The sequence below is a fragment of the Hyphomicrobium sp. genome, assembly GCF_036833075.1.
Classification (GTDB): domain Bacteria; phylum Pseudomonadota; class Alphaproteobacteria; order Rhizobiales; family Hyphomicrobiaceae; genus Hyphomicrobium_C.
Genome location: NZ_DAITQL010000002.1, coordinates 106,281 through 132,924 on the forward strand (window position 1 = coordinate 106,281; position 26,644 = coordinate 132,924).

The 26,644-nt window shown below is 62.0% G+C and carries 22 protein-coding genes and 1 pseudogene; 12 read left to right on the forward strand and 11 right to left on the reverse strand.

Annotation, left to right across the window (positions count from 1 at the left end; genetic code table 11):
* Positions 1 to 17 precede the first annotated feature (17 nt).
* A complete protein-coding gene (gene ccrA, locus V7082_RS01530; RefSeq protein WP_334145735.1) occupies positions 18 to 1,346 on the reverse strand; it encodes a crotonyl-CoA carboxylase/reductase in 1,329 nt (442 codons plus the stop codon).
* Between the two features lie 355 nt (positions 1,347 to 1,701).
* Between ccrA and V7082_RS01535 the strand changes: the two genes are divergently transcribed.
* Entirely contained in the window at positions 1,702 to 2,076 is a 375-nt protein-coding gene (locus V7082_RS01535) for a hypothetical protein (RefSeq protein ID WP_334145736.1), read from the forward strand.
* A 92-nt stretch (positions 2,077 to 2,168) separates the two neighbouring features.
* Positions 2,169 to 4,172, forward strand: a complete 2,004-nt coding sequence (locus V7082_RS01540; protein ID WP_334145737.1) for a protein meaA — start codon at positions 2,169 to 2,171, stop codon at positions 4,170 to 4,172.
* 667 nt (positions 4,173 to 4,839) lie between these two features.
* Here the strand turns inward: V7082_RS01540 and V7082_RS01545 are convergent.
* The 3 genes from V7082_RS01545 to V7082_RS01555 form a co-directional block, all read right to left on the reverse strand.
* Complete coding sequence (locus V7082_RS01545) at positions 4,840 to 6,675, reverse strand: SLC13 family permease (protein WP_334145739.1); 1,836 nt, start codon at positions 6,673 to 6,675, stop codon at positions 4,840 to 4,842.
* A gap of 363 nt (positions 6,676 to 7,038) precedes the next feature.
* Positions 7,039 to 7,512: a hypothetical protein gene (locus V7082_RS01550; RefSeq protein WP_334145741.1), complete on the reverse strand. Its 474-nt coding sequence runs from the start codon at positions 7,510 to 7,512 to the stop codon at positions 7,039 to 7,041.
* A gap of 92 nt (positions 7,513 to 7,604) precedes the next feature.
* Positions 7,605 to 8,090: a cupin domain-containing protein gene (locus tag V7082_RS01555; protein WP_334145743.1), complete on the reverse strand. Its 486-nt coding sequence runs from the start codon at positions 8,088 to 8,090 to the stop codon at positions 7,605 to 7,607.
* A 209-nt stretch (positions 8,091 to 8,299) separates the two neighbouring features.
* Between V7082_RS01555 and V7082_RS01560 the strand changes: the two genes are divergently transcribed.
* On the forward strand, positions 8,300 to 9,652 hold the full coding sequence (locus V7082_RS01560; protein WP_334145744.1) for a sigma 54-interacting transcriptional regulator: 1,353 nt from the start codon (positions 8,300 to 8,302) through the stop codon (positions 9,650 to 9,652).
* 195 nt (positions 9,653 to 9,847) lie between these two features.
* Here the strand turns inward: V7082_RS01560 and V7082_RS01565 are convergent, their stop codons facing one another.
* The 4 genes from V7082_RS01565 to V7082_RS01580 all read right to left on the reverse strand — a co-directional run bounded on the left by V7082_RS01565 (position 9,848) and on the right by V7082_RS01580 (position 14,813).
* Complete coding sequence (locus V7082_RS01565; RefSeq protein ID WP_334145746.1) at positions 9,848 to 10,849, reverse strand: HAD family hydrolase; 1,002 nt, start codon at positions 10,847 to 10,849, stop codon at positions 9,848 to 9,850.
* A gap of 70 nt (positions 10,850 to 10,919) precedes the next feature.
* Positions 10,920 to 12,548 (reverse strand): arylsulfatase, encoded by a 1,629-nt coding sequence (locus V7082_RS01570; protein ID WP_334145748.1) that lies wholly within the window; start codon positions 12,546 to 12,548, stop codon positions 10,920 to 10,922.
* A 45-nt stretch (positions 12,549 to 12,593) separates the two neighbouring features.
* Entirely contained in the window at positions 12,594 to 13,535 is a 942-nt protein-coding gene (locus tag V7082_RS01575) for a formylglycine-generating enzyme family protein (protein ID WP_334145750.1), read from the reverse strand.
* Positions 13,536 to 13,865: 330 nt separating this feature from the next.
* A complete protein-coding gene (locus V7082_RS01580; RefSeq protein WP_334145751.1) occupies positions 13,866 to 14,813 on the reverse strand; it encodes an AraC family transcriptional regulator in 948 nt (315 codons plus the stop codon).
* Positions 14,814 to 15,146: 333 nt separating this feature from the next.
* Here V7082_RS01580 and V7082_RS01585 point away from each other — a divergent pair, with 333 nt between their 5' ends.
* Both V7082_RS01585 and V7082_RS01590 read left to right on the forward strand, forming a co-directional pair.
* Positions 15,147 to 16,154 (forward strand): SphA family protein, encoded by a 1,008-nt coding sequence (locus V7082_RS01585; RefSeq protein ID WP_334145752.1) that lies wholly within the window; start codon positions 15,147 to 15,149, stop codon positions 16,152 to 16,154.
* A 290-nt stretch (positions 16,155 to 16,444) separates the two neighbouring features.
* Positions 16,445 to 17,632 carry a spinster family MFS transporter gene (locus V7082_RS01590; RefSeq protein WP_334145769.1) on the forward strand — a complete coding sequence of 396 codons (1,188 nt, stop codon included), beginning with the start codon at positions 16,445 to 16,447 and terminating at the stop codon, positions 17,630 to 17,632.
* A 37-nt stretch (positions 17,633 to 17,669) separates the two neighbouring features.
* Here the strand turns inward: V7082_RS01590 and V7082_RS21520 are convergent, their stop codons facing one another.
* Positions 17,670 to 18,029 carry an integrase core domain-containing protein gene (locus V7082_RS21520; RefSeq protein ID WP_442909738.1) on the reverse strand — a complete coding sequence of 120 codons (360 nt, stop codon included), beginning with the start codon at positions 18,027 to 18,029 and terminating at the stop codon, positions 17,670 to 17,672.
* Between the two features lie 308 nt (positions 18,030 to 18,337).
* On the opposite strand from V7082_RS21520, the gene V7082_RS01595 reads away from it, so the two are divergent.
* Positions 18,338 to 18,547 (forward strand): DUF2945 domain-containing protein, encoded by a 210-nt coding sequence (locus V7082_RS01595; RefSeq protein ID WP_334145753.1) that lies wholly within the window; start codon positions 18,338 to 18,340, stop codon positions 18,545 to 18,547.
* 9 nt (positions 18,548 to 18,556) lie between these two features.
* Complete coding sequence (locus tag V7082_RS01600; protein WP_334145754.1) at positions 18,557 to 19,093, forward strand: DUF488 domain-containing protein; 537 nt, start codon at positions 18,557 to 18,559, stop codon at positions 19,091 to 19,093.
* A gap of 296 nt (positions 19,094 to 19,389) precedes the next feature.
* Here the strand turns inward: V7082_RS01600 and V7082_RS01605 are convergent, their stop codons facing one another.
* Positions 19,390 to 20,670 carry an NAD(P)/FAD-dependent oxidoreductase gene (locus V7082_RS01605; protein ID WP_334145756.1) on the reverse strand — a complete coding sequence of 427 codons (1,281 nt, stop codon included), beginning with the start codon at positions 20,668 to 20,670 and terminating at the stop codon, positions 19,390 to 19,392.
* Positions 20,671 to 20,676: 6 nt separating this feature from the next.
* Between V7082_RS01605 and V7082_RS01610 the strand changes: the two are divergent.
* The 4 genes and pseudogenes from V7082_RS01610 to V7082_RS01625 all read left to right on the forward strand — a co-directional run.
* Positions 20,677 to 20,811: pseudogene (locus V7082_RS01610) on the forward strand (recombinase family protein); the annotation flags it as partial.
* 12 nt (positions 20,812 to 20,823) lie between these two features.
* On the forward strand, positions 20,824 to 22,047 hold the full coding sequence (locus V7082_RS01615; RefSeq protein WP_334145771.1) for a recombinase family protein: 1,224 nt from the start codon (positions 20,824 to 20,826) through the stop codon (positions 22,045 to 22,047).
* A gap of 401 nt (positions 22,048 to 22,448) precedes the next feature.
* Positions 22,449 to 23,738, forward strand: coding sequence for a tyrosine-type recombinase/integrase (locus V7082_RS01620; RefSeq protein ID WP_334145758.1), 1,290 nt, complete (start codon positions 22,449 to 22,451; stop codon positions 23,736 to 23,738).
* Positions 23,739 to 23,783: 45 nt separating this feature from the next.
* Complete coding sequence (locus V7082_RS01625; RefSeq protein ID WP_334145760.1) at positions 23,784 to 24,266, forward strand: hypothetical protein; 483 nt, start codon at positions 23,784 to 23,786, stop codon at positions 24,264 to 24,266.
* Here the strand turns inward: V7082_RS01625 and V7082_RS01630 are convergent.
* On the reverse strand, positions 24,263 to 25,180 hold the full coding sequence (locus V7082_RS01630) for an ArdC family protein (protein ID WP_334145761.1): 918 nt from the start codon (positions 25,178 to 25,180) through the stop codon (positions 24,263 to 24,265). The genes V7082_RS01625 and V7082_RS01630 overlap by 4 nt on opposite strands.
* A gap of 332 nt (positions 25,181 to 25,512) precedes the next feature.
* Here V7082_RS01630 and V7082_RS01635 point away from each other — a divergent pair, with 332 nt between their 5' ends.
* Positions 25,513 to 26,343: a hypothetical protein gene (locus V7082_RS01635; RefSeq protein WP_334145763.1), complete on the forward strand. Its 831-nt coding sequence runs from the start codon at positions 25,513 to 25,515 to the stop codon at positions 26,341 to 26,343.
* Positions 26,344 to 26,644: the final 301 nt, after the last annotated feature.

Below are 26,644 nucleotides of genomic sequence, written 5' to 3' on the forward strand. Positions count from 1 at the left end.
TGCCGAGTGCAGATCTCTCAATCCGCCCCGAACCGCGCCTGGCTCGCCTCGAGCACGTCCTCGAACGTCCGGAGGCCCGTCGTCGGCGCCGAGACCAGCACCGCCATGTTGCCCGGTTTGTGCTCGTTCTTGAGCATGCGCATGTGCGCCTTCGGGATCTGGGACCAGGAGAACACTTCCGACATGCACGGATCGATGCGCCGCTCGACGACGAGCTTGTTGGCCTGGCTCGCCTGCTGCAGGTTGGCGAAGTGCGAGCCCTGTACGCGCTTCTGGTGCATCCAGAGATAGCGTGCGTCCATGGTCAGGTTGTAGCCGGACGTGCCGGCGCAGATGACCACCATGCCGCCGCGTTTCACGACCTGCACCGAGACCGGGATCGTCGCCTCGCCGGGATGCTCGAACACGCAGTCGACGTTGACGCCCTTGCCGGTGATATCCCAGATCGCCTTGCCGAAGCTACGCATCTCCTTGAGCCAGGCGTTGTACTCGGGCGTGCCGACCTTCGGCAGCTGCCCCCAGCACTTGAAGTTCTTGCGGTTGATGACACCCTTGGCGCCGAGCTGCATGACGAAGTCGCGCTTGTCGTCCTCGGAGACGACGCCGATGGCATTGGCGCCCGAGGTGGCGCAGAGCTGCACGGCGAACGAGCCGAGGCCGCCGGAGGCGCCCCAGACGAGCACGTTATGGCCGGGACGCAGCACGTGCGGACGGTGGCCGAACAGCATGCGGTAGGCGGTGGCGAGAGTCAGCGTGTAACAGGCCGCTTCTTCCCAGGTGAGATGCTTGGGGCGCTCGAGAAGCTGGCGGTCCTGCACGCGGCAGAACTGCGCGAAGCTGCCGTCCGGCGTCTCGTAGCCCCAGATGCGCTGGCTGGGCGAGAACATCGGATCGCCGCCGTTGCACTCCTCGTCGTCACCGTCGTCCTGGTTGCAGTGGATGACGACCTCGTCGCCAACCTTCCAGCGCTTCACCTTGGAGCCGACCGCCCACACGATGCCCGACGCGTCCGAGCCCGCCACGTGATACGGGTTCTTGTGCACGTCGTTGATGGGCGAGATCGGCGTGCCGAGCGACGCCCAGACGCCGTTGTAGTTGACGCCGGCCGCCATGACGAGCACGAGCACGTCATGGCTGTCGAGCTCCCACGTGGGAAGCACCTCGACCTGCATGGCCTTGTCCGGCTCGCCATGACGATCGGCACGGATGGCCCAGGCGTACATATTCTTCGGCACGTGGCCGAGCGGCGGAATTTCTCCGATTTCGTAGAGATCTTTCTTGGCCTCAACCACCTGAGGCGCAGCCTGACTGGCGGTGCCCTTGGTTGCGGCGCTTTGGCTCGACATGCTCTCGTCTCTCCCTGACGCGAAAGTGAAGGCTCCCCAAGGCCGGAGGTTGGCCGTGGACCCGCCATTCGAGAGGCGCATGACGTGCCCCGTCGAGAACGTGGATCAGGCCAAAAGATTGCGCCCTGCGGCCCATCCGAACCTTTCAGCCACCGTTTCAAGCACTTTTTCGCGCCGCAATAAAGGGTTTGTCGCCAGATCGCCCGCCGGGGCCGGCCTCAGGCCCGGGAACGGCGCGCGGAACGCAGCGGGGACGGGGGGCCGGCATGCCGCCAAACCATACGAAGGGTTAATCAAAACGGGCTAGAAACTTGTTCTCGCGGACATTCGCGCGCGCGAACGGACATGGAACGCCATGAGCTATGAGAGCGTTTTCAAGGTGCTCGGCGAGATCGCCACGGCCGACGGGCTGACCTACGGCATCGTCGCGGTGCTGGCGCTCGCAGCCTTTGTCCTCATGCATGCCACGCTACCGACAAAAGGCTTGGCCTACGTCTTCGCGCCCTTCCTGTTCTGGGGCGGCTTGGCTGGGATCTACACCGCAACAGCCGCCGGTCTCGTCCTCGGAATGGAGAAGGCCGTCAATAGCGCGGTGTTCGGGACCGCCGGCATGACCGTAGCACTCGTCGTCATGGTGCTCCTGACGCGGTTCGCCCAAGCTGCGCTCCGCATCCGCACGCCGCTCACCAACGATGCCCCTGCCCCTGTCGATCGCCGTCTGCACGTCTGAGCCCTCTTTCCCGTGACGAATTAGAGACTTTTGCCTTGCGCCCGGCGGCCGGTACGCTATGGGACAGCATAGTCTGCGGGCGAGGAACGAGCATGTCGGACAAGAAGGCGAGCGGCGCGGCAGGCAAGGGCCCGGAGCGGGACAAGCCATGGCTGTTCCGCACCTACGCCGGCCACTCCACCGCCGCCAAGTCGAACGAGCTCTACCGGAAAAACCTGGCCAAGGGCCAGACCGGGCTCTCCATCGCCTTCGACCTGCCGACGCAGACCGGCTACGATTCCGATCACGAGCTCGCCCGCGGCGAGGTCGGCAAGGTCGGCGTCCCGGTCTCGCATCTGGGCGATATGCGCCGCCTGCTCGAGGGCATCCCCCTCGACCAGATGAACACGTCGATGACGATCAACGCCACCGCGGCCTGGTTGCTGTCACTCTATATTGCGACCGCAGACGAGACCGGCGCCCCGCGCGCCAAGCTTACCGGCACGATCCAGAACGACATCATCAAGGAATACCTGTCGCGCGGCACCTACGTCTTCCCGCCGGAGCCCTCGCTGCGGCTCATCAAGGACACGATCGTCTTCTCCTACCGCGAGGTTCCGAAGTGGAACCCGACCAACGTCTGCTCCTACCACCTGCAGGAAGCAGGCGCGACGCCGGTGCAGGAGCTCTCCTATGCGCTCGCCACCGCCATCGCCGTGCTCGACACGGTGAAGGCATCGGGCGAAGTGCCGGCGGCCGAGTTCGGCACCGTCGTGGGCCGCGTGTCGTTCTTCGTCAACGCGGGCCTGCGCTTCGTCACCGAGATCTGCAAGATGCGCGCCTTCGGCGAGCTCTGGGACGAGATCTGCCGCGAGCGCTACGGCGTCACCGACGCCAAGAACCGCATGTTCCGCTATGGCGTGCAGGTGAACAGCCTCGGCCTCACCGAGCCGCAGCCCGAGAACAACGTCTACCGCATCCTGCTCGAGATGATGGCGGTCACGCTGTCAAAGAAGGCGCGCGCCCGCGCCGTGCAGCTGCCGGCCTGGAACGAGGCCCTCGGCCTGCCCCGTCCGTGGGATCAGCAATGGTCGCTCAGGATGCAGCAGATCGTGGCCTACGAGACGGATCTGCTCGAGTATGGCGATATCTTCGACGGCTCGGCCGAGATCTCGCGCAAGGTCGCGCAGCTCAAGGAGGAGGCGAAGGCCGAGCTCGCAACCATCGAGCGCCTGGGCGGCGCCATCGCGGCGATCGACTACATGAAGCGCCGCCTCGTCGAGAGCAACTCGGCCCGCCTGCGCCAGATCGAGACCGGCGAGCAGATCGTCGTCGGCGTCAACCGCTGGACGGAGACCGAGCCCTCGCCGCTGACGGCGGGTGAAGGCGCCATCATGGTCGTCGATCCGGCCGTTGAGGCCGAGCAGGTGGAGCGCCTCAAGGCATGGCGCACTGCGCGCGATGGCAAGGCGGTGGAAAAGGCCCTCGGCGACCTCGAGGCGGCGGCCAAGGAAGGCCGCAATATCATGGAGAGCTCGATCGCCTGCGCCAAGGTCGGCGTGACGACGGGCGAATGGGGCACGACGCTGCGGCGTGTGTTCGGCGAGTATCGCGCGCCCACCGGCGTCGCTCAGGCCGCGCCCGAACGCCCCGGCGGCGAGCTCGATGCCGTGCGCGCGGCTGTGGAGGCCGTCTCAGCGAGGCTCGGCCGGCGCATCAAGTTCCTGGTCGGCAAGCCCGGCCTCGACGGCCACTCGAACGGCGCCGAGCAGATCGCCGTCCGCGCCCGCGACGTCGGCATGGAGGTCGTCTACGAGGGCATCCGCCTCACCCCGATGCAGATCGTGCGCGCCGCGGTCGACGAGAGCGTGCACGTGGTCGGTCTCTCGATCCTGTCGGGTTCGCATCTGCCGCTCGTCGGCGAGGTGATGGAGCGCATGCAGAAGGAAGGGCTCGGCGACATTCCGGTCGTCGTCGGCGGCATCATCCCGCCCGAGGATGCGGCGAAGCTCAAGTCCGCCGGCGTCGCCGCGGTCTATACGCCGAAGGATTTCCAGTTGAACGACATCATGGCCGACATCGTCCGCCTCATCGAAGTCCAGGACAAAGCCGCCTGAGGCCCCGGCCGCTTCGGATCCTATCCGCCCGAAGCCTCACGCATCGGCCTCATCCTGTGCCTCCACGCTGCGGTCTTCGCTCGGCGGACGCAACGGCAGCCATTTCTCTTCGTGTTGAGAATAAGGGGGCGACGGCGCGGGCGGGGCGCAAAACGAAAGCGCCAGGGCGGGGCCCTGACGCTCGCAAATGTATTTCCGGCGTGGGATCAGCTCAATCGTGACGGCGGCTCACCAACGGCAGACGCGGCGGCCGTTCCGCCACCAGCAATGACGAGGCCCGCGCCGATGGCCAACCCAGCGGCAATGCCGACGGCCGTTCCGCCACCAGCACGTGTAACGAGCCTCCTCGACCATCCCGGCCTGCGCGCCCTGGAGCGCGTGTGCGCCGGCGGCCAGAGTCGTCGCGTTCGCATTCGGACTGATGGCGATATCCGCGATGGCAATCGCGCCGAAAAGTGCGATCAGTGACAACAATATTCTCATGATATCCTCTCCTACTCAGCGCTCTGATCATCCTTGCCGATGAAACCGAGCACCCGATCATGATAGCAACTTTGGGATCAAACAACATACCGTTCAGTGAGCCTGTCGTTCGGAAACGTAAATCGCAGGGGCTGGCGCGAAGTTCCGCTTTTCGGGGGCCGGTCCATGCAGGTGCAGGCCGCGTTTACCGAAGCGGCAGCAAGATCGGGACGAGCAGCACGCTCACGATCGCGACGATGATGGCAAACGGCGTGCCGACCTTGACGAAATCGCCGAAGCTGTAGCCGCCCGGTCCGACCACCAATGTGTTCACGGGGGACGAGATCGGGGTCATGAACGCCGTCGAGGCCGCGAGCGCGACGATCATGGCGAAAGGATAGGGCGAGGCGCCGAGGTCGTTGGCAATGGCGATCGCCACCGGCGCCATGAGCACGGCCGTCGCGGTATTGGAAATGAAGAGGCCGAGGCCGGCCGTGATCACGAAGAGGGTTGCCAGCACTAGGTGTGGGGAAGCGTCCCCGACGAGCTGGACCACTCCGTCCGCAGCCAAGTCCACGCCTCCCGTCCGCTGCAGCGCGAGCGAGAAGGGCAGCATGCCGACGATCAGGATCAGGGTCTTCCAGCTGATCGACCGGTAGGCGCTATGGAAATCCACGCAGCCGAAGGCCCCCATCAGCAGGCAGCCGATCAGGGCCGCCTGGACATTCGGCAGGGCGCCGCTCACCATCAGCACGACGACCAGGCCGAGGATCGAAAGCGCGTAAGGCGCACGGCTGGCAGCGGGCAGAACGTCCTCGAGCTCGGCCGGCATGTTGAGCACGACCATATCGGCGATCTCGTCCTGAAGGGTGCGGATGTCGGACCAGAAGCCGACAAGGAGAAGCGTATCGCCGGCCTTCAGCGTCTCGTTTTGCAAGCCTTCGGCCACGACGTCGTTGCCGTGCCGCAGGCCGATTGCGGTCAGATGGTAGTCCGGAGAGATGTTCGCCTCGCGGACGGTCTGGCCGACGAGTCTCGACTCGGGCGGAAGGATCGCCTCGACCAGGCCGATCTCCTGCGACCGGTGGCTGAAATAGTCCGTGCTGTCGTCGAAGGGACGCGGCTCCAGCGCGTAGACCGTGTGCAGGATCTCGTCGGCGTTCGTCGAGGCGTCGACGTCGATCAGCAGGATGTCTCCGGCTTCGATCTGCATCTGCGGCGTTGGGCGGAGCATCTTTGCGGATCGGCCAGTTCCCCTTTCGACCGCGATGATGTTCACGCCCTGGGCCGCCAGGGACAGCTCGTCGATCTCTTTGCCGACGAGGGGCGAGCGCGCGGTCACGAAAGCCCGCTGCTCGCGCTCCTTGAGCCTGTAGCGCTCGGTCCATTCGCGCCAGGTGGGCTGACGATTGGAGGCCGTGGGGTCGGTTGCTCCCCCCGTCAGAAGCCGACGTGCGAACATCATATAGAGGATGCCCAGAACGAGCACAGGCAACCCGAACGGCGTGAAGCTGAAAAAGCCGAACTCGTTGGCGCCCTGACGGGCCAACTCGGCGTTGACGACAAGGTTCGGTGCGGTCGCGACGAGGGTCAGCATGCCGCTGATGAGGGCCGCGAAGCTGAGCGGCATCATGAGATGGCCGGGCGACATCCCGCGGTTTCGCGAAATGCGCAGCACGACAGGGATGAAGATGGCGACCACCGCGGTCGAGCTCATCAGCGAGCCGAGGCCGCCCACCGCCGCCATGAGCAGGACGAGGAGGCGGTTCTCGCTTCCACCGGCCCGGACGTCGAGCCAGTCGCCGAGCCGGCGCGCCACGCCCGTCCGCACGAGGCCCTCGCCGATCACGAACAGGGCGGCAATCAGGATGATGGAGGAATCGCTGAACCCGGCCAGGACCTCGTTCATGGTGACGATGCCGGTGAGGGGCATCGTCACCAGGACAAGAAGGGCGACGGCGTCCATTCGCGGCCGATCGATCACGAACATTGCGACCGCAGTCGCGAGCATCAGCAGCACGATGGCGAGATCGAAGGTCATCAGCGGTTCCCCGTCTAGGATCTGGAAAGGCTTGCGTTGCCGATCAGGCGGCCGGCCCCGGAGTGCGGCGACCCCGGCAAAGCTGGCTCAACGAGCACAAAAAAGCGAGACCGGGAATTGCCGTATCTGAGCGCAACGTCACACGCTCGATCTTGATCGCCGCGGAGCCTCTCCGCGCGAAGCGCCGATCATCGATCTCGTAAAAAACGCTGGGGGAATGTGGCCGGCCGTGGCTCTGGGAGTTTTAGCGCCGGACATTCTCGTTTTCCGCGGCGAGGCGCTTCGTGTGCTCGGACGCGCCGGGAAGAAATCGAGGGTATCGGATCTCGACGCGCGCCCGTATTGCTCGGCGGCAGGCAAGAGCTACTGGCCTTGCGTTTGCTCGGGGACGGCCGGCCCGCAATCTCCGAGGCGTTCGCCGTACTGGATTTCGACATTGGTGAGCTGACCGTTGCCGTCCTTGACCTCGATGCGACCGCGAAAGTTGTCGGGTTCGAGGGCAAACATTCCGACCGCGGACGTCGGCGAGGCGGGAACACAATGGGCCATGAACCCGGTCCGCGTTTCGCCCGCGCAGATTTCGTATTTCGGGCACGTGGATGCGGGCGTATCGCTCAGCATTTCGAAGATGACGTGGTTGGTGATGGCCTGCGGCTCAAGGCACCGTTCGATGTGTCGAACGGTCTTCTGTAATCCGTTATGGGGATTTTCGACGATCACTTCGATCTTATAGCGACCGGGCTTAAGAACGTGATTGAAGCCCGTCGCCCAAGATGGCGACACGAGTGCGAGCAGGAGCAGAAGCGAGGCGCTTGCGACGGCCATCGGTTTGATCATCTTGCTTCGCCTCCCGAATGTCGAGACGCCGGAGAAGTGCGCAGGAACCGCCGGAACGGCGGGTATCAGGCGATCCTGCACGCGGGACGAGACTATCTTTTGGGCGGCGGCTCGGGGAAGTACTGGATATCGAACGGGCGCGAGAGCTTCAGGTAAAGCACGCACGGGGCGCCCTCTCCACATTCCAGTCCGTGCGGGGGCGCGTTGCCCGGAAAGCTGATGTAGGCGGGACCGGCAAACGCGGTCCGCGTGCCGTCATGAGCAATCAGCGTGAAGCCGCCACTGATCCACATGTAAAGCTCGTCGGATGTGTGGCTATGGTTGGGGACTATGTAGCCGGGCGGGAAGCGAAGCAACGCCTCGGCTTGGCCCTTGCTGAGATCGCCGCGCAACACGGCGATCTCTGCGCCCTTCGCCAGACCCTCTACCTCGAGCGGGCTCCAGACGACTTTCCCGACGTCAATGATCGTTTGATCCGCGCCGAACGACAACGGGTTGGCGTTCGAGCCGATCTCGGCAGCGTGGATCGGCAGCGTGCCCAGCAGCAGCGCGGCCAGCGGTAGAAGTGATCTCTGCATTCCGTTCCCTCCTTGTCAGCCCCGCGTTCGGCGGGTTCCTCGTCGCGTTCTCCTGAAAGTAGCAGGAGGCGTGCCAAGAGTGGGCTGTCATGGAAACATCAATGACGCCAGGGTCTTGAGCAGAGTGCGCGCGGGAGACCAAAGCGGCATTGTGAAATCTCGCGAAGAGCGTATCGTGACATATCGCAATTGATTACGAAATTTAACAAATGCTCTGCGAACTGCCGTCCGCCATCATCGGCTCGAGCCGCGCGCTTCTCCAATGCCTTCATCGCGTCGACGCGGTTGCGCCGACGGACGCGACGGTGCTGATCCTCGGCGAGTCGGGGGTCGGCAAAGAGCTTGTGGCACGACGCATTCATGAGCGCAGCCGCCGCGCGGCGGGTCCGCTCGTGATCGTCAATTGCGCCGCGATCCCGAGAGATCTGTTCGAAAGCGAATTCTTCGGGCACGTGAAGGGGGCATTCAGCGGCGCGACGTGTGACCGGAAGGGGCGCCTCGAGAGCGCGCATCGCGGGACCTTGTTCCTCGATGAAGTGGGTGAGATTCCACCGGAGCTGCAGGGAAAGCTTCTGCGCGCCCTTCAGCAGATGTCGTTCGAGCAGGTGGGGGACGATCGCACGCGCCAGGTCGATGTGCGCGTCGTTGCTGCAACCAACAGATCCCTTCTGAATGACGTCTCGTCCGGCCGCTTCCGCCGCGATCTCTATTATCGCATCAGCACCTTTCCGATCGAGGTGCCTCCGCTCCGGGAGCGCCCCGAGGATATCGAGCTTTTGTCCGCGCATTTTCTCTCGGAGATCGCTTCGAAGTTGCGACGGAAGGCGCCGCGCTTGTCCGCAGCGCAGACGAGACGGCTTCGCACCTACGATTGGCCGGGCAACGTGCGCGAGCTTCGCAACGTGCTCGAGCGATTTCTCATTCTCGGGCATGAGCCGGATTTTGCGGGCATCCTGCCTGCTCCGGCGAACGCTCCCGCGCTCTCGGCGTCTCGCGAGCCGATACATCATGCCGACGGCGGGTTCATAACCGCGGCGGAGTTCGCGGCCTTCGAACGCAACAACCTCATTGCGGCCTTGGAGACGGCCAATTGGAAAGTGGCAGGTTCCGGAGGAGCGGCCGAGCTTCTGCAGATGAATGCTTCGACCTTGGCGTCGCGCTTGAGAGCGCTCGATATCGTGCGCCCCGCCGCAGGCTCGGCTTATGTCCGTCTCGGCGGACGGGCGCGTATTGCGGCCATGTCGCGCGACCTTCTGGGGCGCATGCAGGCAGACCCGCAGGTCGGCCGCTTTTGGAGCGACCGGAGCACGGCCGGTATTCGCCAGGAGGAAAGGCTCCTTGTCGCCTATCTCTGTTCCGCATTGGGCGGTCCGGTGCGGTATGAGGGCCGCGACATGATCGCCACGCATGCGCATCTCGACATCACGGCAAGCGACTGGTCGGTCTTCATCCAACACCTCGACCAGACCTTCGAGGCATTGGCTGTGGAGCCTCAGTTGAGGATGGAGCTGCGGGAGGCGGTCGACGGCCTCAAGTCTTCGATCGTCACCGCGAAGCATTGATGCGCGAGCGCGCGCGGCGATCCGGATCGACGCCGGTCAGGCGTGCATAACGTCGTGCATGGCGGATATGACGCCGGTGTGACTGGTCGGCTCATTAGCTTTATCGCAGACGGACAACCGGCCCCGCTCCTGGTGTTCTATTGACCGGCGTGGGAAGCTCTAACCTGTGCCGAAACGGAGCGGGACCTGTTCTAGTTAGGGAAACACCACGCTCCAGTCCGTCTTCATGTCGACGACAGCCCAGCCCTTGCTCTTCGCCTCGTCAAGCGCCTTGTCGAGCTTGCCAATGTGGGACGCGCGGTCATAGGCCCACTCCCGATCGGAATCGGTATGGTGGACGAGGCCCATGAACCGCGCGCCTCTACCCGCTGCTGTGTACTGAAGCATCTGCAGATCGCCGTCCGAGTTGCCGAAGGCAAAAATCGGGCGGCGGCCGATGAAGCGGTTGATGCCGACGGGCTTGCCCGCGCCGTCATCAATGAACTCGATCTTGGCATCTTTGACGAGTCTCGGCTCGCCGTCTGCGCCTATATCGAACTTCACCACTCCCGACGAGCCGATGACCTGCTCAGGCGGGATGCCGTACACGTTCTCAGCGAAACGACGCATGAACTCGACGCCTCCGCCCGAGACAATGAACGTTTTGAAGCCATTTGCGCGCAGGTAGGAGAGAAGCTCGAGCATCGGCTGATAGACGAGCGCCGTGTAGGGCCGCTTGAGTTTCGGGTGTTGTGCGCTGGTGAGCCAGCTGTCGACAATACCCGCAAATTCCTCTGTCGATATACCGGCGTGAGTTGCGGCCACGATCTCGAGAAGGCCATGCTCGCCGGACGCGGCCACGGCCTTGAGGTCTCCTTCGAGCACGCCTTTGAACGGCTGCTTCTCTCTCCACTCCGGATGGTCCTTGGCCAAGGTGGCAATGCGATCGATCGCGAACGCGAGCTGGAAGTACATCGGCTGCTCGGACCAGAGCGTTCCGTCGTTGTCGAAAACGGCGATGCGCTCGGCGGGCGGCACATAGTCTGGTCCGCCATCCTTCGTTACGCGAGCGACAAACTCCACAATTGCCGCTTTGGTCGCGCTGTCATTCCAGGATGGAAGTGAATCCGACCGCGCCGAGGCGTGCTCGAGGGGCACGGCAGCCAGCAGGACCAACACAAGAGAGAGGGCGATGGCGTACGCAGGACGGTCGATCATGATAATCTTGTCCGTATCAGGGCCTGGAACGGGACCGCATCGTCGATGCGGTCCGAAGACGGGCGTTGGCTTACTGATTGCCTACATTGCTCATCACCGCGTCCATCGCCCCCTCGAGGGTGAAGCTGCCTGGCTTTTGCCGCGGGGGGAATTCCTTGAAGCTCTCAAGCCATTGCCCGATGTAGGCGCCCGCAGGGGCGATGGCGAACATGCGGTCCATGAACCAGCGCTGATAGCCCATTGCATTCTCGTGCTCTGCACGCTCGAACGGATCCATGCGCAGGTTGGTCAATGTTGGAGCGCGAAGGGTGACGAACGGCTCCTGCCACACTTTGAGACCCTCGGCGTCCTGCCGCAGGAAGGTGATCTTCCAGTTGTCGTAGCGGAGCGCGGCGACATCGCCGCCATCCGTCCAATACAGGAACTCCTTACGCGGCCACTCGGCCTCTCCCCGCAGGGCGGGACCAAGATCGTAGCCGTCGAGGTGAACCTTATACGTTCGCTCCCCGATCGTTTTGCCCTTGAGGAGTTCCTCTTTCACGTTTGGCGCTCCGGCCGCCGCCACGAGGGTCGTCAGCATGTCCTCGTGGGCACCGATGTCGTTGATAACCGTTCCGGGCTTGATGACGCCCGGCCACTTAATCATGCACGGGACGCGATAACCGCCTTCCCAGTTGGTGTTCTTCTCGCCGCGGAACATCGTCGTGCCACCGTCAGGCCAAGTGAAGGTTTCGGCCCCATTGTCGGTTGCGTACATGACGATGGTGTTTTCTTCCATGCCAAGCTCCTTGAGCTTGGCGAGAACCGTACCCACCATGTCGTCATGCTCGACCATGCCATCGGCATAGACGCCGAGGCCGGTCTTTCCATCGGACTCCTTCTTGAGGTGCGTGAAGACGTGCATGCGGGTGGAGTTCCACCACATGAAGAATGGCTTGTTGGCCTTCTTTGCCCGCTCAAGGAAGTCGAGAGCCTTCTCGTTCACCTCCTCGTCGATCGTCTCCATGCGTTTGCGTGTCAACGGGCCGGTGTCCATGACACGACCGTCGGCGAAGCTATGGATGACGCCGCGCGGACCGAACTTCTTCTTGAAATCTGGGTTTTTCGGATAGTCCGGGTTCTCGGGCTCCTCCTCCGCGTTAAGATGGTAGAGGTTGCCGAAGAATTCGTCGAAGCCGTGGTTGGTCGGCAGCATGTCGTCGCGGTCGCCGAGGTGGTTCTTGCCGAACTGGCCAGTCATATAGCCCAGCGGCTTGAGAAGGGTGGCGATGGTGGGGTCTTCCGGCTTCAGGCCCTCGGGCGATCCGGGAAGGCCGATCTTCAACAGGCCGGTGCGGATGGGCGATTGTCCGGTGATGAAGGCCGCGCGGCCTGCCGTGCAGCTCTGCTGGCCATACCAATCGGTGAACAGCGCGCCCTGCTCTGCGATACTGTCGATATTGGGGGTGCGGTAGCCCATCATGCCGCGGTTGTACGCGCTGATGTTGAACTGCCCGACATCGTCACCCCAGATGATGAGGATGTTGGGCCTGCTGCCGGTGCCCGCAGCAGGTGCCGCTGCATCCCTTTCCGTTTGCGCCTCGGCCGGGCCTCCGGCCGTTGCCGCGGCGAGCGCAAGCAGTGAGCCGCCACTGAGCAGCACACTTCGGCGATCAAGCGCGAAGTCCGACTCCTGTATTCCGTTTTCCTTTTTACGCATGACATCAGCCTCCCAACCTTGTGTGTGTCCAGGACGTGTCTGTGTTTAAGGACGATCGTTCGCGCTCGAGCGGGTTTGCGTGCGAACAACGCATCGAAAGCCGACATGGCTCGTGGAGGTGTCAATGGGTTCGGGATGGCGCGCGGCGGGCCTATAGCGGCGACAGTAGTTCGGTGCGCAAAGATGCGAGCCGCCCTTGAGAACTTTACGTGGGATGCGGATCTGTGGCTGGTTAGGATCGTAGCTCGCCTCGCGCCCCGCCCCGCGTGGGTTCTCGGGGATGCAGCAGGCTTTCGCCGCGTCGGCCTGATGCTTGGGAGCATACCAGTCCGTCGTCCATTCCCACACGTTGCCGATCATGTCGTAGAGACCGTAGCCGTTCTGCGGAAAGGCGCGGACGGGTGATGTGCGCGCGTAGCGGTCCAGCTCCAGGTTCTCGTAGGGGAAGTTGCCCTGCCACGTGTTCGCCATGTGGCGTCCCCCGGGCGTCAGCTCGTCGCCCCAGGCGAACTCGGCCCCCTCGAGGCCGCCGCGCGCGGCGAACTCCCATTCGGCTTCCGTCGGGAGTTCCTTGCCGACCCAGGCCGCATAGGCCTCGGCATCCCTATAAGCGACGTGCACGACCGGGTGATCGTCGAGCCCCTTGATCCAGCTTCCGCGGCCGTAGGGCTTGCGCCAATTGGCGCCGAAACGGAACTCCCACCAACTCGCCCAGTTGCGAAGATCCACCGGACCTGCCGGCGGGTTAAAGACGAGCGAGCCAGCCTTCAGCATGTGCGGCAAGGCGCCCGGATAGTCCTCGGCCTTGGGGGCGATCTCGGCGAAAGTTACGTAGCCGGTCGCCTCAACGAAGACGCGGAACTCGGCGTTGGTGACCGGCGCCTCGTCGATCCAGAAGCCATCGACGGTCACACGATGAACGGGCGCTTCCTCGGGATAGTGCTTGTCCGACCCCATGTGATACGTCCCGCCGGGGACGAAAACCATGCCCGGAAAGGAACAGGTTCTCGGGGCGGATCTATCGCGCGGTTTGACTGTCGGGACGTGATTCACGCCGGACCCTCGAGGATAGAAGCAACGAACGAGGAAGCGACTGACGGTATGAGACTGCCCGAGTTTCAGTGCCGGCCTTCGCCGACAACGATCTGTCGAGCGGTTCCCATGGAGCAAGCCTAAGCGATGGCATCGCACAGCACTTGGCATTTTGCGCCAAGCCTTCGTTATGGTGATGGTAAACGTAACAAACGGTAAGAGAGGATTTCGAAATGGCGTGCGAACCTTCCACGCGTACCTGTCGTTCTAAACCCATCCGGACCGTCACTTCGCAGACGACGGCGGAGCTTGTCTCACATGGTTCGGCGAATAGCCCGCCCAGCGGCGAAAAGCGCGCGAGAAGCTCGTCGCATCATCGTAGCCCAACGAAAAGGCGATTTCGGTGATCGAGACCGTTGTGTCCTGCAAGAGCTCAATCGCCCGCTCCATTCTCACCTGCTCGAGCACTTCCCTAAACGTGAAGTTTTCTTCGCCGAGATTGCGTTGCAAGGTCCGCGGGCTCATGCCGAGCTGCCGCGCGGTGCCCTCGATGTCCGTAAGTGGCTCGGCAATGCGCGTTCGCACGACGGCTCGGGTCGCTTCGAGGATTGTCGTCGGTGGTCGACGTCGAGCCATCCGGAGGATATCGCCGCAGGTCACCTGCATCTCAAGCGGCATGAGGTGAGTTGTTGCATCTTCCAGAAGGTGCCTCTTGAAGACGATGGCATTCGCCGCCTTGCCAAAGAAAAGGGGGGCTCCAAACGCCACCTCAAGTTTTCGCCAGCACGGAGGTCGCTCGTAGCTGCATTCGATGCGAATCGGATCCCACTTCGCACTGGTGTGACGGCGCAGCGCCGTCAGCATGGGCCACAGGATATGCTCGGCGTGATGCCTGCGCCCGTAGGTTGCTGGATCGGCCATGCTGTAGCGCCAGACGGCGATCTCGCCGCGCACATCGAGGGCAAGCTCGCCTCCCGTCTGATGAAACCGCAGGCCCCGGTTCGAGCGCAGGATCTTGTCACGCAAGGTCGCGCCGGACATCCCGTAACGGGCCCATAGGCCGAAATCCTCGGGTTGCATGGCTTGGCCGACACGCAGTCCGATCAAGTCATCACCGAGCATTGCGGCCGATCTCTCGAACAGACCGAGCAGACTACGGAGAGGTATCCAATTTGCTTCGCCCGATGCCAAGCTGAGCGGCAGGTTCTCCGACTGGAAGACACGTGTCAGCATTCGCGATCCGCCGGCCGCCTCAAGGAGCCGGGGGAGAGGGCCGAGGCCGGTGCTGTTTGTGAATGCCGTTACGGTCATGAGACCACGCCTGGAAATTAGCGTGCAGAATGGCAGAGCGCGCCGTTTTCTGTCGAGCGCCTTTTCCCCCCAACGCCTCGCGCACGTTTGTCGGGTAACTCAGTGCACCGTGGCGCAAAATGCCAAGCCGCGAGGGCGTACAAGTTTATGATTTCCGGCATCGATTCGTCGGAAGACGACGAGGGGCAGCCGCAGCAGATCGAGGGAATTGCGAAAGCAGGTGTCTCGGCGATCTGACAGTCGGAGGGTACACGAATGCGTCCTGCGATTGCGTTATTCTTGGCGCTTGGGACGGTGGGCCTCGGCCCGGACATCGCGCAAGCCGCCGAGAACGCAACCGGCTTCTATCTCCTCGGATCCAAAGCGTCGATGGCGGGATATGTGCCGCCGCCCGGTATTTACGTCATCGACATCAACTACGGATATTCAGGCAATGCCAGCGGCAACGCGGCCCGCGGCATCGCCTTGCGGCGAACTGGCATAACGATAGATGCCGATATTGAGGTCGACGCCGCCGCCTACATCAACGCGCCTGTGGCAACCTGGATTGCACCCGAAAAGGTCCTGGGCGGAAACGCGGGTTTCGGCATCATGCTGCCGTGGGGCTGGAAGCGGATTGATGTCGCCCTCGATACACGCGGCACAATCACACTGCCCGACAACACCATCTTCGGTCCCGGCCACCATTTCGAGTTCGAGGACGACTCGACGAAATTCGGCGATCCTGTTCTCAACGCTCTCATCGGTTGGCATGCCGGCAACTGGCATTGGAACGTCTCGGCACTCATCAACGTACCGATCGGGCCATGGGACCGGGATAGCATTTCCAACATTGCCTTCCATCATTGGGGCCTCGATACCAGCGGGGCCGTCACCTATCTCGACCCCGCCAAAGGCTTGGAGGTTTCGGTAGCTGCTGGATTCACGTTCAACTGGGAAAATCCAGATACGGACTATCAGTCCGGTACGGAATTTCACGTTGAGTGGGGTGTGATCCAGCACGTCTCCAAGACGTTCTCGCTCGGCCTCGCCGGATACCATTACCAGCAGGTCACCGGCGACAGCGGTGCGGGGGCGCACCTCGGAGGTTTCGAAGGCCGCGTCACTGCGATCGGCCCGGTGATGACTTACGGATTTGCACTCGGGAGGCTGCCCGTCAACACGGAATGGAAGTACCTCCACGAGCTCGACGCGGAGAATCGGCTCAAGGGCGAGGTCGGGATGCTCACGGTGTCCATGCCCCTGTGGGTGCCCGGACATTGATCAGGTACAGTCGCGCGCGATGCGGTCATCGGTTTCAGATGTGTCCGTCGCGTGGTTACCATTCGTTGATATCCGGTCATCTCAGGCAAAGCTCCAGCTATGCCCGCAGTGTCCGGTCATTTGCGAAGCCCATCAGCCTGACGCTATTTGTCTGGTCAGTTGCACAGCGCCTCCTGGCGAACCAGCGCTGACGGTGCGCAAGGTGGCGACGACTTCAAACCAAAGATTCCAAGCCTATGACGGCAAGCTCTCGCGCTTATATGCTGCTGGTTCTTACGGCGCTGTCTGCGATGAACCAGCTCGACCGTCAGCTCGTGAACATCCTGATCGAGCCGATCCGTGCGGAGTACTCGCTGAGCGACATCCAAATCGGGCTTCTATCGGGCCTTGCATTCGCAGCGATATATGGCGTGCTCAGCATTCCGGCGGCGCTCTATGCCGTTCGCCACAACCGCCGAAACCTGCTTGCCCTATCAGCCGCCGTATGGGGCGGCATGACGGTTATGTGCGGGCTAGTGCAGAGCTATTCGCAGCTTCTGGTTGCGCGCCTTGGCGTAGGTATTGGCGAAGCGGGAGGCATGCCACCGTCACACGCGATGATCTCCGACAGGTATGGGCCGAACGAGCGCGCCGCCGCCATGGCGACATGGGCCTCAGGCGTTAACATCGGGATCTTCCTCGCCTTCTTGTGCGGCGGGCTGATTGGCGAGCTTTACGGATGGCGGGTGGCATTCTTCTGGGCCGGCGGCTTGACGGTTGCTCTTGCCATTGTGGTGCAGCTTACCGTCCGCGAGCCGGAACGTACGACCGACATCGCCGGCTCCTCGGCACAGCCGACGGTGCGGCTGCTCTCGAACTTGCTCCGCGCGATAGGCGGCGATCCGGTGCTGCGACATGTCATCGTCGGTGCGACGCTCGCCAGCGTTGTCGGCTATTCCTTTCTAACGTGGTTGTCCTCGTTCCTGGTGCGGTCGCATGGTTTTGGGATCGGCGAAGCGGGGATGTATATTGCCGTCGTGGTGGGAGCCTTGGGTGCGGGTGGCACGTGGCTCGGCGGACACCTCACCGAGCGACTGCAGCGGCGAGACATCCGTTGGGCGCTGTGGTTGACGGCTGTCGCGATGGCCGGCATCGCGCCGTTCACTCTTGCGGCGCTCCTCGCGGCCCCCACATGGATCGCGCTGACGTTGTTCGCGGTGCAGGGAACGTTCGGCGCTGTGTTCATCGGGCCGTCGATTGCGATACTCCACAATCGCGTCCCGGATGAGGCCCGGCCGGTGGCCTCTGCGGTGTTCCTGTTGGTCGTCAACTGCGTCGGGCTCGCGTGTGGTCCTTTGGGCGTCGGAGCCCTCAGCCATTATGTTTTCGCTGCCTATGGCGCAGACTCGCTACGGTATGCTCTCGCTACGATCGAGATCTTGGCCGTCTTATCATCCGTGCATTATTTCGTTGCTGGCGTGCGGCTGCGTGTGACCTGAGACCCTTCTCTCATCCAGTCAGAAGGTGAGTTCAGAGCTAAAATTCTGGACATGATCGTTCGTCACGGCAAGGGTTACTGGGCGTCGCAGAACTCTTCTGGTGTTCGGTTGGCGAGAGCGGAATGGGACTGGACACGGCTGTAATGGTCGCGAAAATCCGCCAGCAGCCTCTTGCTTCGTCGAGCGTGGAGAACAGCATCTCGTTCAATAGCTCGTCGCGCAGCCGCCCCATCAAAACTCCGACGAACGCGTTTTGCTGCGACTTGCTGGGCTGGATGTAGTGCCGGTCGATGCCGCTGTCCTTACTCTTGCTGCTGTAATCCAGCCAACCCCCAACTCCACGTGTCCCCGATGCAAGGACATTTCTTGGCGAGAGGACTGCTGAGGAGCGCGACATCCGTTGCTAAGTCTTCTCCGGATGGCCCGAGCCTGGTGGCACATTAGGATTTAAAGGTGCGCCCTGCGCACTCGTTGAAAAAGCCGCTGCGCGCCGTGGCGTAGTCATGCGGAACCATCGATCTGGCTTGAAGTCTCGCGGCGCCATACTTGATCCACTCCTCGTCTTAGAGCTCCAATTTATCGGGCTGGGTAGGTGCCTTGATCAGCATCGACGTGCTGTCTACCGCAGTTGCCTTCCAACGCTCGGCTTGCCGGCAAGGGTTGAGGGAACGATACTCGACCCTGTACTTAAAAGGAGAGCTGGAGATGGCGAAGACGTTCGAGGTCGGCGATCACGTGAGCTGGAACTCTGAGGCGGGCCGCGTATCCGGGACGATCATCAAAGTCCACACGCGCGATTTTGACTATAAGGGGCATACCCATCACGCCGCTGAAGACGATCCGCAGTACGAAATCAAAAGCGATAAAACGGACCATGTCGCCGCCCACAAGGGCAGTGCGCTTGAGCATGCGTGAAAACGACAGGTGCCGCTACCCTTTTTCACCATCGGCCATTCCAACCGGAGCCTCGAGGAGTTTGTCGAGCTCCTGAAGGTGTCGCGCGTCGAGCGCGTCGTCGACGTCAGAAAGATGCCGATGTCTCGGACCAATCCGCAGTTCAACAAGGACGCTTTTCCATACGCGCTAGCGGCCTTTCAGGTTTCCTACGATCATATTGCGGCACTTGGTGGCCTTCGCGGCAGGGCTCGAAGCCTGCCTTCAGACGTCAACGGCTTGTGGGAGAACAAGAGTTTTCACAACTATGCCGATTATGCGCTTTCGGAACAGTTTCATGAAGGCCTCGACTGCCTGATCGAAGAAGGACGCAAGCGGCGCTGCGCAATCATGTGTTCAGAAGCGGTGTGGTGGCGCTGCCACCGACGCCTCATTGCCGACAATCTGATCGTGCGCGGTGAGGCTGTATTCCACATTATGGGACGTGACAGAATCGAAGCCGCTCGGCTGACATCTGGTGCTGTCGTTCGTTCAGATAACACAATTATCTATCCTAACATAAGTTGAACCATCCCATTCGATCCTCGCATAAACGGCTGGCGACGGCCGCTCTTGGCTCGTCATCACCACCGTGGATCGCCCGGCCGAAGCGTTCCATATGTCGGACATCCAAGATGGAGACGGAGTGCTCTGAGAGCGCCTTTCTGGTGACGTCCTTAAGTGAAGCCGAGCGAACATCCGAGCGCGACCGCCCAGGAGCAGCCAACTACGCCGCGATTATTGTTTCCTTCGACCTTCGACGCGCCTCGCCTGGGGCGCAGTTGGGAGAATTTCCTGAGTCTCGCTAACGAGGCTCCGAACGGCTAACTCTCGAGACCGGCCCTCCGCTGTTCCCAGGCGGAGACTAAACGAAAGCCAAGCGAACGGAGCGGCTCAGGTGCGAGCCAGCTCGCTTGGCCAAACGCCGCTTCGAGTTCGGCATCCCGGCGTTGGAATGCAATCGCTTCCGCGAGCTTTTTTCCAAGAGCGGTTCCTTTGGCGATACCGGCGCCGTTGCATCCTGCGGAAACATAAAGCCCGCGTCCAAGAGAACCCCAAACGGGGGAGCCATTCATCGTGAGCGCGGTTGTGCCGCCCCAGACGAATTCCATCTTGATATCGGAAAAGGATGGATAGCGCCGGCGAAAGCGGGCATCGAGCATCTCGTGTGCACGGAGCGCGGACATTGGGCACTCATAGGAATAGAGCGAGCGCACCAGAAGCCGGTTCTCGCCGACGCGCCTCGACGTCGTGCCGAGCCGATGGGTAGGCAGCACGCCCCACGCTGCTGCCCCGATGTCTCGATCGTCGCCGGGCGAAATCGGCTCGGTCATCGCCGCATAAGTATAGATCGTGATCAGCCGATCGCGGAGATACCCGAGTGCCTTGACGAGGGCGTTGTTCGCCAGGATCACGCAGTCGGCTGTGATCGATGCGTCGGACGTGCGAAGGAGCCAGCAGCCGCAATCCTCGATCGCGGTCACCGCCGTTCGCTCATAGAGGCGCACATTTCCCGGCAGAGTCTCGCCAAGACCGCGGATCAGCGCGGCCGGCTGCAGGAGATATGCATCGACGAAGTACAGACCACCCCGGTAGAACGTGCTCCCCACAAGAGTCTGCATCTGGTCGGCGGTGAGAAATTCTCCTCGAGGGGGCTGCCGGCTTCGCGAAAGTTCGGCAATTACGCGCTCGCCGCGCTCCGTCGCTGCCGCTTTGATCCATCCGCACTGAACGAGGTCGCAGCCGATCCCGTGAGCGGCGATCAAGCTGCGAAGCCAATCCATCCCTTCCCTTGTAAACTTATTGATCGCGGTCAGGCGTTCCGCGTCTGCGGGAGCTACGATCCGCGGCGGGTTGAATGGGGCTGCAAATCCCGAGCTTCTCGATGAGGGCCCTTCACCTAGAACGGAAGACTCTACAACAGCGATCTCACTTGCCGGTTCGAGCTCAGCCAGGCGGCGTGCCGCGGCGAGACCCGTGAAGCCCGCACCCACGACGGCATATTTCGCACGTATGGCTCCTTCCGCTTTCGGCTTCGGAGATCGCCGACCAAGCAATGCATTCCACCCGCAGGTGTCGGTCAGGCGAGGAGGTGAAAGGGACACAGATTCTTCTCCATCTTCCAGCAGTTCAATACGACGACGTCGATGGGGCGGCTGACGCTCAACATGCTGCTCTCCTTCGCACAGTTCGAGCGCGAGATTGCGGGCGAGCGGATCCGCGACAAGATTGCCGCCTCCAAGGCCAAGGGCATGTGGATGGGCGGTAACGTCCCGCTGGGGTATGACGTACAGGACCGGAAACTGATCGTCAACGGGACAGAGGCAGACACCGTTCGCTTGATCTTCCGGCGCTATGCGGGGCTGGGGTCGGTCGCCTTGCTCCGCGCAGAGCTGGACCGCAATGGCGTCGTGAGCAAGCGCCGCGAAGGTGCTGGTGGACGGCTTTCGGGTGGCCAGCCATTCTCCAGAGGGGCCCTCTATACGCTGCTTCAGAACCGCATCTACCGGGGTGATGTCGCCCATCAAGGCAATGTGTATGCTGGGCAGCATGAGGCTATTGTCGATCCGGATCTCTGGCAGCTCGTGCAGGGTAAGCTCGCCGCCAATCGCCAGGAGCGACTCCTTGGTGTCGGCGCCGAGGCGGCGAGCTTGTTGGCGGGCCTGATAGTCGATGCTCACGGGTGTCGCATGACACCGATGCATTCCAACAAGCGCGGCAAGCGGTATCGCTACTACATCTCGACATCGCTCTTGGAGGGCAGCCGGCGCGCGGAGCAGGACGGCACGCGCATCCCCGCGGGCGAGATCGAGGGGCTAGTGATGGATCAATTTCGAGCCTTCCTGTCATCCAGGTCCAAGGTTGGCGCCGCGATGGCACCGCTTGGAATCGGAGCACGGTCGCTCGATGTCATTTTGAGCAGTGCGTCCGAGTTGGCGCAAAGTTGGTCGGCTCTCCCGCCTGTGAACCTGAGGGAGTTCATCAAGGCCGTCGTGCAGCAGGTCGCCGTCGGAGAGGAGCAGATTATTGTTCGCATCGACCGGGGCACCCTGGCGGAGAGGCTCGGGGCCAATCGGTTGCCGGGTTGGGAAGATGTGGATCCCGTCGCTTTGTCGTTCGCGGCTTCCCTGCGTCGAGCGGGGAAAGGCAAGCGTCTTGTTGTCGAGAGCGGCTCCCCATCCGAGATTGACGCCGGCCTCGTCGGTTTGTTGCACGAAGCGTTCTCGATGAGGACCGCGCTATTGGCAGGCTCGGACAACAGCATTGAGGCCATGACCCAGCGGCTTGGTATGGGCAAAGGGTACCTCACCGCGCTGGTGCGTCTCTCTTATCTCACTCCTGACATCGTGCGTGGCTGTCTTGAGGGGCGGCAGCCCGTCGACTTGAGCCCAACGCGACTCCTCAAGCTCAGCAAGGACCTACCGGTTGATTGGACCGAGCAGCGAGCGTGCCTCGGCTTCGTCGCTGACGGCAGCGCGTAGCCCTGCATAGAGATCCATATCCCCCGTCTCGAAAGTGGCCTCCTGAGACCCGGCGCACGATTTTGCACCGAGAGGTGGCCTTCAGCGTCTCTGGTGGCACCTAATTCGCTCTGCGGTGAGACAAGCCGCGGATATCACGCGACTATCTCGGCGCGAGCTAAGGTCTCGGAAACGTAGCGATTTCAATGGGGTGTGTGGCTGGGGGACTAGGATTCGAACCTAGACAGGCAGAGTCAGAGTCTATTTTGGTGCATTTTCGGCATTGCGCACGACTTCGCAATAATACGAAAAACTCAGTTTAATCAGCACCTTATTTTCGCCCTGTCTCGCACCTACTTTGAGCATATCTCGCTCACCGGTACGCCCGGAGTACGCCCGTTTTGGTCTCGCCGAGGTCGCCAATGAAAATCACGCACGCCCGTATCACCAAGACTGCGATCGAACGGCTCGGGCCGAACGAAGTGATCCGGGACAACGAAGCAAAGGGATTTGGTGCGAGATCCCGCGAAAAAGTTGTGACTTACTTTGTTGAGAAGAAGGTCAGGGGCAGGCGGCAGTGGGTCACGATCGGTCGACATGGGTCTCCCTGGACGGCTGAGACCGCGCGGAAGAAGGCGAGCAGTCTGCTCATCGAGATGGCTGGAGGCGGAGACCCTGCCGAGCGGCTCAGGCGCGAACGCGAGGCGTTGACCTTCGACGAAGCGCAGAAGCGGTTCATCGAACAGCATGGGCCTAAGTTGAAACCGCGTACAAGGACCGAGTATCAACGTCTCCTGGACAAGATCATTGGGCCTCGGTTCGGCAAACGGCGTCTGCATGAGATCACGCGCGCGGATGTAACACAGTTTCACGCGGAACTCGGCCGTGTGCCGGGACGCGCCAACTTTGCGCTGTCGGTCCTTTCCAAGCTGTTTAGCTGGGCGCAGGATACGGGCATCGACCCTCGTGATAGCAATCCTTGCATCAGGGTGGCCAAGTTCCGATTGAGCAAGCGGGAGCGCTATCTGACTCGCGAAGAGTATGCGCTGATCGCGACCACGGTTGAGGTCCTGGAAAGCGAGGGGAGAATGACGACCTCAAGCGCCTATGCGATCAGGCTGCTGATGCTGACCGGGGCGCGGTTGAATGAGATCCTAACGCTTCAGTGGTCGTTCGTTCGAGCGGATATGAAAAGCCTGTTCCTTCCCGACAGCAAGACCGGCGAGAAGATCATCCGGCTCAGCGACGAGGTGTTGGCCGTCTTGAATGATATTCCAAAGATTAAGGGCAATCCTTACGTTATCACCGGCCACGTCACAGGGACCCATCTGACCAATCTGCACAAGGCTTGGTATCTCGTCTGCCAAACCGCGAACCTTGAAGGTGTGCGCATCCATGACCTTCGCCATTCGTTCGCCAGCATGGCGGCTGACGCTGGCGCCTCGCTGCCAATGATCGGCGGCTTGCTCGGCCATGCCGATCCGCAAACCACCGCGCGTTATGTGCATCTCGTCGACAAGCGACTGCACGAGCTGAACGGCACCGTCGGCGCAGCGATCAGCTCCGCGATGAAGGGGGAGATAAAGGTGCCGAGATCGCCGCCGAACTCGACGTTGCGTCCTGGACGCTCACGCGCGCGATCAGGCGGTCGATGGCTCATCATTCGCAGCCATAAAAAGGCCGGGTCGTCCGGGTACGGTCGCAACCCGTGAACGTCTGTGCTCCAGAGGCACAGCATGAACTCGCGAGGCGCGGAGATGTTTGTACGCCTGCTGGATCGACCCGACGACGAAATCCTGGACGTCATCAAGCGATGGATCGAAGGTGACGGGGACGACTTCGACGAATTGATGGATCTGCTTCTGAGCGACCAGGAGTGGTGGAACGGCCGCCCGATAGCGCAAGATGATCTGCGTGATGCGCAGGCGTATCTCGCCGAGCTGAAGGCGATCCACTTCATCGAAAGACGCCTGAGGTACCTAAAGGCGACGCCGCTCAACTTTGAGCGGGTAAAAAAATGGTGTGCGTCCACGGAGTCTGAGGTCGCCTACGAAATGCTGCTTACCACCTTCGATCACATGCTCAGCGGTGAGCGCTTCGACGAACTGATCGCAGAGGCCGAAGCGATGTTCACGCCGGAGTTCGTCGAGCTGTGGGGCGCGTCGCATCCGCAGTCGAAAACCCATACGGAAACGGCCCGGCTTTTGCGGTACCGCGCCAGCCTGGCCAAGCTGCATTAGGCGTCCGCTTTGGGTTGAAGCCCTTTGAGAAACGCGACAGCTTCGGACGCCTTTGCGGCAGCCGTGAAGATGGCTTTGGAATCGTCTTTGAGAAGTTTGAGCCAGTTGGCGAGGTATTGAGCGTGGTCGGCGCGCGTATCCTGCGTCACACCGATCTCGGCGCAGAGCATGGCGGCGCCGATTTCGGCGACGAGCTCTTCAGCGGCGTAGGCTTGCGTGCCGAAGCGTTTGCCGAGCTCGCGGTTGCAGCGCGCAGCATGGGAGGTCCAGTGACAAAGCTCATGAAGCTGGACGGCGTAGTAGCATTCGTCGCGGCTCATGGTATCGGTGCCGCAGAACAGCCCTTCGTCCGGCATCTGGATATGATCGGTCGAGGGGCGGTAGAAGGCGCGTTCACCGCCGTGTTCGATGCGGGCGCCTGTCGCCTGGATAAAACGGTCGGCCGCTTCGATGCGTTCGATCGGACCGAGGCGACCCTGTTGATCCGGATGAGCGAAGCCCTCGACTTCGGCAGCGTTGAAGACATAGGAGGCGCGCGCAACCCGGCGCTTGCCGTCGTCGCTCTCATCATCGGTCGACGGCTCGACATCGAACTCTTTGTAGAAGATGACAAGTTCAGACTTGGCGCCCTTGCGCACCTGGCAGCCGAGTTCGGCCCATTGCTTGTAGGTTGCCCACATTGGCGACGAGAAGCCTCGTGCCTCGGCTGCGACCCAGAGCGTGACGATGTTGATACCGTTGTAGCGGTTCTTGGACTGGGCGTTTTCGGGCAGCCAGAGCGGCATCGCGCTCCGCCGCCACGGCATCTGCGGCTCGCCTGGGTTTGCCTCGATTGCGGCAATCAGACGATTGGTGACTTCGGCATAAAGATCCCGACGCGGGGTATTGGTCGATTGGTGTGTTCGCTTGCTCATAGTTGTTCTCCTTCGTTGCATCGCCCGGACGGGGCGGTTTCGATGCGAACGGGAGGGCGGCAGCGGAGAAGCAGTTGCGGAACCCGAGACCATAGGGCGAGGGCGGCCTGCGTCAGCAGAGTCCGATGGTCCCCGCATCGAGCGGGGCCATTGAAGCGGCTGCGCGCTGACGCACGGTCGCATCATCACCGAAACCGCACCGCCGCGGGCGTGCAGGGTGATGGAGATGAGCAAGAGCAGCAGGATGACAACGCGCGGCGTTTGGTGTGGCCGAATGTCAGAGAGGGCGGCGCTTAGGCAGGGCATCGCGTGTCGAAGAGGAGTGTTGCGTCGTGACGGGGCGGACCATCATCAACCGAAAGGAAATCGACCAATTCATCGTCGAACGCGTGCGCGGGTGCCCACCTGAGCTGGCGCTGATGGCATTACGGAAGCCATTCCTCAATGAGCCTGAGCTTTACGTGCCGATGACGGCGATGCCAAAGGATCCGCCGTGGTGGCTGACTAAAGAGGCGGTCGAGCAAGGCAATGTCGTTGTCTTTGATGCCAGGCAGTTGAAGGTGTCGCTGACGCTTGCGACGAAGTGGATGCTGCTCAAAGACTGGCTGGAGGTGAGCCCGTTGCATCTTCGGGAGGAGGCGACGCGGGAGGCGCGCAAATGGATGAACCGGCTTCGTCATATCAAAACGTTGGACGAAGCCTTGGGGGTTGCCGTTCGCGATATGGCGCAATGGAAAGGGAAGGCATCACCATCTGATGGCGCGCCGGAGTTTTCACGCCCTAACTTTACGACGGAGTTGGAAGAACGGGGAGAGATCGTGCGTGTCACGCCGGTTCCAGACGGTCGCATCTGGTTCGAGCTCTTCAGCGAGCGGGCGATACTGCACGAGGGCATCGTGATGGAGAACTGCCTGTCCGGTCAGGAGCGCCACAACTACCTGGGCACGCGCGCGCGGTTGTTTTCGTTGCGGGGTGACGATAGCGCAGATCAAGTCACGCTCGGCATTTCCCCCTTTGCACGATGGACTGCCAAGAGGCGTCGGAACGATCCCATTAGAGACGCAGACATGGAGGCGATCCAGATCCTGCTGGATTTCATCGGCTACGAAGATCCGATGAAAGCGCTTCTAAAGCGGGTTGAAAAATTGCGGCGGCGCTTGTGAGGAAATGCCAATGCGTCTTCAATAATCATTCCTTCAAATACAGTTCAGCGTGCGCTGGTTCTCGCTCATTAGTTGTTGCACGCACAGGCGCGCCTTATATTGCTATGACTGCCCGAGCAGACGGTGTTTACCGACCGACGTCGTCCGGGTGGATGAGCGTTGTTCCAGTTGCACCCGTGACCTGGCTCCGATGACGTGGTCACGGTTGTTGATATCCCTCGTAGTGCCGTTAAAACCTGAGCACATCTGAACCGCCCCGGGTTTGCCGGAGGCTGGTTGGTTTGAGTCAGGCGGCGCGTGC

Excerpts from the sequence above, each read along its gene's own strand:
- ccrA (WP_334145735.1), bottom strand. The coding sequence starts at position 1,346 with ATGTCGAGCCAAAGCGCCGCAACCAAGGGCACCGCCAGTCAGGCTGCG.
- V7082_RS01535 (WP_334145736.1), top strand. The coding sequence starts at position 1,702 with ATGAGCTATGAGAGCGTTTTCAAGGTGCTCGGCGAGATCGCCACGGCC.
- V7082_RS01540 (WP_334145737.1), top strand. The coding sequence starts at position 2,169 with ATGTCGGACAAGAAGGCGAGCGGCGCGGCAGGCAAGGGCCCGGAGCGG.
- V7082_RS01545 (WP_334145739.1), bottom strand. The coding sequence starts at position 6,675 with ATGACCTTCGATCTCGCCATCGTGCTGCTGATGCTCGCGACTGCGGTC.
- V7082_RS01550 (WP_334145741.1), bottom strand. The coding sequence starts at position 7,512 with ATGATCAAACCGATGGCCGTCGCAAGCGCCTCGCTTCTGCTCCTGCTC.
- V7082_RS01555 (WP_334145743.1), bottom strand. The coding sequence starts at position 8,090 with ATGCAGAGATCACTTCTACCGCTGGCCGCGCTGCTGCTGGGCACGCTG.
- V7082_RS01560 (WP_334145744.1), top strand. The coding sequence starts at position 8,300 with ATGCTCTGCGAACTGCCGTCCGCCATCATCGGCTCGAGCCGCGCGCTT.
- V7082_RS01565 (WP_334145746.1), bottom strand. The coding sequence starts at position 10,849 with ATGATCGACCGTCCTGCGTACGCCATCGCCCTCTCTCTTGTGTTGGTC.
- V7082_RS01570 (WP_334145748.1), bottom strand. The coding sequence starts at position 12,548 with ATGCGTAAAAAGGAAAACGGAATACAGGAGTCGGACTTCGCGCTTGAT.
- V7082_RS01575 (WP_334145750.1), bottom strand. The coding sequence starts at position 13,535 with ATGGTTTTCGTCCCCGGCGGGACGTATCACATGGGGTCGGACAAGCAC.
- V7082_RS01580 (WP_334145751.1), bottom strand. The coding sequence starts at position 14,813 with ATGCTGACACGTGTCTTCCAGTCGGAGAACCTGCCGCTCAGCTTGGCA.
- V7082_RS01585 (WP_334145752.1), top strand. The coding sequence starts at position 15,147 with ATGCGTCCTGCGATTGCGTTATTCTTGGCGCTTGGGACGGTGGGCCTC.
- V7082_RS01590 (WP_334145769.1), top strand. The coding sequence starts at position 16,445 with ATGAACCAGCTCGACCGTCAGCTCGTGAACATCCTGATCGAGCCGATC.
- V7082_RS21520 (WP_442909738.1), bottom strand. The coding sequence starts at position 18,029 with ATGTCGCGCTCCTCAGCAGTCCTCTCGCCAAGAAATGTCCTTGCATCG.
- V7082_RS01595 (WP_334145753.1), top strand. The coding sequence starts at position 18,338 with ATGGCGAAGACGTTCGAGGTCGGCGATCACGTGAGCTGGAACTCTGAG.
- V7082_RS01615 (WP_334145771.1), top strand. The coding sequence starts at position 20,824 with ATGGGCGGTAACGTCCCGCTGGGGTATGACGTACAGGACCGGAAACTG.
- V7082_RS01620 (WP_334145758.1), top strand. The coding sequence starts at position 22,449 with ATGAAAATCACGCACGCCCGTATCACCAAGACTGCGATCGAACGGCTC.
- V7082_RS01625 (WP_334145760.1), top strand. The coding sequence starts at position 23,784 with ATGTTTGTACGCCTGCTGGATCGACCCGACGACGAAATCCTGGACGTC.
- V7082_RS01630 (WP_334145761.1), bottom strand. The coding sequence starts at position 25,180 with ATGAGCAAGCGAACACACCAATCGACCAATACCCCGCGTCGGGATCTT.